3 protein-coding genes are annotated in these 5,085 nt (G+C 78.1%); 1 reads left to right on the forward strand and 2 read right to left on the reverse strand.

Annotated elements, in window-relative coordinates; genetic code table 11:
* Nucleotides 1-123 precede the first annotated feature (123 nt).
* Nucleotides 124-939: a tRNA (guanosine(46)-N7)-methyltransferase TrmB gene (gene trmB / locus J5O08_RS19865; RefSeq protein WP_218708642.1), complete on the forward strand. Its 816-nt coding sequence runs from the start codon at nucleotides 124-126 to the stop codon at nucleotides 937-939.
* A 177-nt stretch (nucleotides 940-1,116) separates the two neighbouring features.
* Here trmB and cydC read toward each other — a convergent pair whose 3' ends face one another.
* Entirely contained in the window at nucleotides 1,117-2,898 is a 1,782-nt protein-coding gene (gene cydC / locus J5O08_RS19870; RefSeq protein ID WP_218708643.1) for a thiol reductant ABC exporter subunit CydC, read from the reverse strand.
* The gene (locus J5O08_RS19875) at nucleotides 2,895-4,925 is read right to left on the reverse strand and encodes an ABC transporter ATP-binding protein/permease (RefSeq protein WP_218708645.1); all 2,031 of its coding nucleotides are present in this window, start codon (nucleotides 4,923-4,925) and stop codon (nucleotides 2,895-2,897) included. Before J5O08_RS19875 ends, cydC begins: the two co-directional genes overlap by 4 nt.
* Nucleotides 4,926-5,085: the final 160 nt, after the last annotated feature.

Below are 5,085 nucleotides of genomic sequence, written 5' to 3' on the forward strand. Positions count from 1 at the left end.
GGGGGGGCGCGGCGGCGACGGGGGTGGCGCGGCGGCGACGGGGGCGGCGCGGCGACGACGGGGGCGGCGCGGCGACGACGGGGGCGGCGCGGACGCGTGCGGCGGCGCCGCTACCCTCGACGCGTGCCCGACCCGGACGACCTCGCCGCTCCCCCGACCGCCGACGCCGGCGCGGCCGGAGGTGCCGCCGCCGCGGACGGGCGGCCCGGCGACGCGTTCCAGCACGCCCCGAACACCGAGGGCGACCCGATCCGCACCTTCCACCCGCGCCGCGCCGCGCTGGGTGAGCGCCGGACCGACGCGCTCGACCGGCTGTGGCCCCGGTACGGCTTCTCGGTGCACGACCCGGCGCTCGGCCTCGCGCCGACGACGCCCGACGGTGCCCTGGACGCGGCTCGGCTGTTCGGTCGCACCGCCCCGCTCGTGCTGGAGATCGGCTCCGGCATGGGCGACGCCACCGCGGCGATGGCCGCCGCCGACCCGGGCCGGGACTACCTCGCCGTCGAGGCGCACCTGCCCGGCATCGCGAACCTGCTGGTGCTGGTCGAGGAGCTCGGCCTCACCAACGTCCGGGTCGCGCACGGGGACGCCCTCGACCTGGTGCGCCGGACCGTCGCCCCGGGCTCGCTCGACGCCGTGCACGTGTTCTTCCCCGACCCGTGGCCGAAGGCACGCCACCACAAGCGCCGGATCATCGCGCCCGACCACGTCGCCCTGCTGCGCAGCCGGCTGCGGCTCGGCGGCACGCTGCACTGCGCGACCGACTGGGTGGAGTACGCCGAGCAGATGCTCGAGGTCGTCGACGCCGACCCGGGCCTGACCAACCCGCACGGCGGCTTCGCGCCCCGCCCGGCGCACCGCCCGGTCACCAAGTTCGAGCGCCGTGGCGAGCAGGCGGGCCGCCCGTCCCACGACGTCATCGCCACCCGCACCGCCTGACCCGGCGCGCACGTGCACCCGGCACGGGCGGGTGCACGCTCACCACGGGGTACCCGACACGTCGAGCGAGTAGTCGCCGGGTACTCGCTCGACGCGTCGGCTGCTCGCTCGGCGGCCGAAGCACGCGCGCCGCTGGACCGCCGTGTCACGCCGCGACGAGGTAGGCCGGCGGACGGGTCAGGCGCTCGCGAGGTTCTCGATGCGGAGGACGCGGTCGGCCGTGCGGACGGCGCCCGGGCGGTGCGCGATCACCAGGACCGTCCGCCCCTTCGCCGCCTCGGCCAGGGCGTCCTGGATCTCCGCCTCGGTCGCGACGTCGAGCTGGCTGGTCGCCTCGTCGAGCACGAGCACCGGCGCGTCCAGCAGCAGCGCCCGCGCGATCGCGACCCGCTGCCGCTGCCCGCCGGACAGCCGCTCCCCCATCTCGCCGACCCGGGTCTCGTACCCGTCTGGCATCGCCAGCACCGCGTCGTGCAGGGCGGCGCGCCGGCAGGCGGCCTCCAGCTCGGCGTCGGTGGCGTCCGGCGCGGCGAGCCGGAGGTTCGCCGCGAGCGTGTCGTTGAACAGGTACGTACTCTGGCCGACGACGGCGACGTGCCGCCGCAGGTCCCCGAGCGACACGTCCCGCACGTCGACCCCGCCGAGCAGCACCCGCCCCGCGTCCGGGTCCCAGGCGCGGGTCAGCAGGTTCACCAGCGTCGACTTGCCCGAGCCCGACGAGCCCACGACCGCGGTCGTGCTCCCCGCCGGCACGTGCAGGTCCAGCCCCGTGAGCACGGGCCGGCGCTCGACCGAACCCAGCGCCGCGGCAGCCGGGTCGTCGGGGTCGAGGTCGGGTGCCGGGTAGGTGAAGCCCACGCCCTCGAACCGGATGTCGAGCGGGCCGTCGGGCAGCGGCACCGGGTCGGCGGGCGACGTCGTCGCTGGGGCGGCGTCGGTGATCCGCCAGATGCGCCGGGCCGCGGCGAAGGCCTGCTCGAGGTCGGGCGCGACGTCCTCGACGGCGAGCACCGGGGTGAACACCGCCAGCGCGAGCACGACCGCCACCGCATACGCCGGCCAGTCCAGCGTGCCGGATCCGACGCGGGCGGCGCCGACGAGCGCCACGGTCACGACCGCCCCCACCATGAGCACCGAGTTCGCGGCGCGGCGGCGCGCGGTCCAGGTCGCGAGGCCGGCGAGCCCGGCGTCGACCTCGGCGGCCACGTCACGGGCCTCGGCGCGGCGGCGGCCGGCGGCACCGAACGCGAGCACCTCGCGGACGCCCTGCAGCGACTCCGTCACCAGCTGGGCGAGCCGGCCGCGGGCGGCGCGGACCCGGGTCGCGGCCGCGGCGCTCGGGCTGCGGCCCCAGCCGGGGACGACCGCTCCGACGAGCAGCAGGAAGGGCAGCAGCACCAGCGCGAGCACCGGGTCGTAGCCGGCCGCGAGCACCACCAGCACGACCACCGGCACGACGACGGCGCTGACCGCCGGCACCAGGGTGTGCGCGAAGAACACCTCGACGCGGTCGACGTCCTTGGTCGCGCGGTTGACCAGGTCGCCGGTGCGCCGGGACAGCACCCCGGCGGGCGCCTGCGGGGCGAGCCGGTCGTAGAAGTCCACGCGCAGCATGGCGAGCGCGCGGAACGCGACGGCGTGCCCGGTGAACTGCTCGAGGTAGCGCAGCGCCCCCTTGACCAGGGACAGCGCGACGAGGGTCCACACGACGGGCGCGATCGCCGCGTCCGGGTCCTGCGCGACCCGCGCGACGCCCCACGCGGAGACGCCGAGCAGCGCGATGCCGAGCAGCTGGCCGACCACGCGGCACACGAGCGACGCGGCGAGCGGCGGCAGGACGGGTCGACCGAACCGCACCAGCCGGCGGGAGATGGCGGCCCGGGTCAGCGGGACCTCGGGCGTCGCGGGGGCGGGCACCCCGGCCGGCGACGCGGGGCGGGGCTGCGTGGCGGCGCTCACGGGCGGGCCTCCTGCTCGGTGAGCGGGCCCGCGCCGACGCCGGACAGGTCCAGCGCGCGGGCGTAGTACGAGTCGATGCTGCCGAGCCGGTCGGGCGGACCCTGCTCGACGATGCGGCCCTCGGCGAGCACCAGCACCTCGTCCGCGCCGCGGACCGTGCTGAGCCGGTGCGCGACCACGACCACCGTGCGGCCCTCGCCGGCCCGGTCGAGCGCCTCGACGAGCGCCGACTCGGAGGCGGCGTCCACCTGGCTCGTCGGCTCGTCGAGCAGCAGCACGGGCGCGTCCTTGAGCAGCGCGCGGGCGACGGCGAGCCGCTGGGCCTGGCCGCCGGACAGTGACAGCCCCCGCTCGCCGACCCGGGTGGCGAGCCGGTCGGGGAACCGGCGCACGTCGTCGGCGAGGTTCGCCTCCGCGAGGGCGTGCCACAGCCGGTCGTCGTCGGCGTCGGGCGCGGCCAGCCGCAGGTTGTCCGCCAGCGTGCCGGTGAACAGGTAGGTGGTCTGCGCGACCACCGCGGTCTGCGCGCGCACCCAGTCGACCGGGACCGCGGTGGCGTCGTGGCCGCCGACCCGGACGACGCCCGACGCCGGGCGCAGGTGCGCCTGGACGAGCGCGGCGACGGTGCTCTTGCCGGAGCCGGACGGCCCGATCAGCGCGACCCGCCCGCCGCGCGGCACGGCGAACGACACGTCGTCGAGCACGGGGCGGCCGCCGGGGTAGGCGAAGGACACGTGGTCGAGCGCCACCGCCTCGGGGCGGCCCTCGACCACCGCGTCGGCCTCGCGAGGATTCACGTGGAACGTGCTGGTCACGGGCGCGCGGACGCCCGGCGCATCCCCGGCCGTCGCCGGCTGCGCGAGCACCGTGTCGATCTCCCGCACGGCCGCGCGGCCGCCCATCCCGACGTAGAAGAACTGCCCGACCCGGTCCAGCGGCTCCAGCAGCACGGTCGACACCAGGACGACCGCGACCGCCTGCCCGGGGGTGATCGCGCCGTCCCGGAGCCGCGCCATGGCGAGGCCGGCGGCGGCGGCGACCATCGCCAGCGAGAACGAGGCGTCGATGACCAGCAGCACCACCTGGTTGCCCGCCAGGAGGCGCATGACCATCCGGCGCAGCTGCTCCGCGCTGCGCGCGAGCTCCGCGCCCTTGGTCGCCGCCCGGTTGAACGCCGTCGACGTCGGCAGCCCCTGGATCGCGTCGAGGAACTGCGCGGAGAACCGGCGCGCCGTCATCCGGTACTGCACGGACACGCTGCGGAACAGCTTCTGGAACCCGTTGACCAGCAGCGGGATCGCGGGCAGCGCGAGCGCCAGCCAGCCGGCCACCACCCAGTCGACGGCGGCGCCGAGCGCGACGAGCGCGATCACCGGGACCGTCATCGAGGCGATGATCGGGAACTTGAAGGTGACCTCGTAGGAGGCGGCTCGCTCGACGCCGTCGGTGGCCGTCGAGACGAACCGGCCCGACCGCTCCTGGGTCCGGAACGCGACCCCCAGCCGGAACATCTGGTCGAGCAGCACGTCGCGGCGCTCGACCTCGCGGCGGCCGACCGCGCCCAGGCTCAGCCGCGGGCCTGCGAAGGCCGCGGCCGCGAGGGCGACGACGCCGAGGACGATCGCGACCAGGGCGCCGGTCGGGACGCCGGTGCCGGTACGGGCGCCGTCGAGGACCGCGCCGAGCGCGAGGTAGACGGCGGTGGTGCCGGCCGCGACCACCCAGGTGAGGGCAGCGGGCAGCAGGCTGGTCCGGCGGGACAGCGGGGGCGTCGGGACCTGGGGCGGGCCGAGGGGCGCACCGCCGGGGCGGCCCGGGTGGCCGCCGCCGGGAGCGCCGGGGTGCCCGCCGGCGGGACGACCGCCGGGGTGACCGCCGGGGTGGCCGTCGGGGCGTCCGCCGCCCGGGTGGCCGCTCGCGGGACGGGCCGCCCCGTCCGGTCGGCCGCCCGACGCGCTGCCGGGGGGACGCTCCCCGCCGGGCCGGGCGGGAGTGCCGGCGGAGCTGCCGGGGTGCGGGGCGGTCATGCGGGTCCTCGGTTCGGTGCGGGGTGGACGGGGGCGCGCCCGACACGGTGCCACGCGGTCGCCCTCCGCGCGACACCGTGCCCGGGCACGGTGGTCGGGGGGGGGGGGGGGGCGCGGGGGGGCGCCCCCCCCGGACGGCCGCCGGCCCCGGCGGGCCGGG

The sequence above is a fragment of the Cellulomonas sp. PS-H5 genome, assembly GCF_019265565.1.
Taxonomy (GTDB): domain Bacteria; phylum Actinomycetota; class Actinomycetes; order Actinomycetales; family Cellulomonadaceae; genus Cellulomonas.

Bases quoted from the DNA above. Each gene is read 5' to 3' on its own strand.
- J5O08_RS19875 (WP_218708645.1), bottom strand. From the start codon at position 4,925: ATGACCGCCCCGCACCCCGGCAGCTCCGCCGGCACTCCCGCCCGGCCC.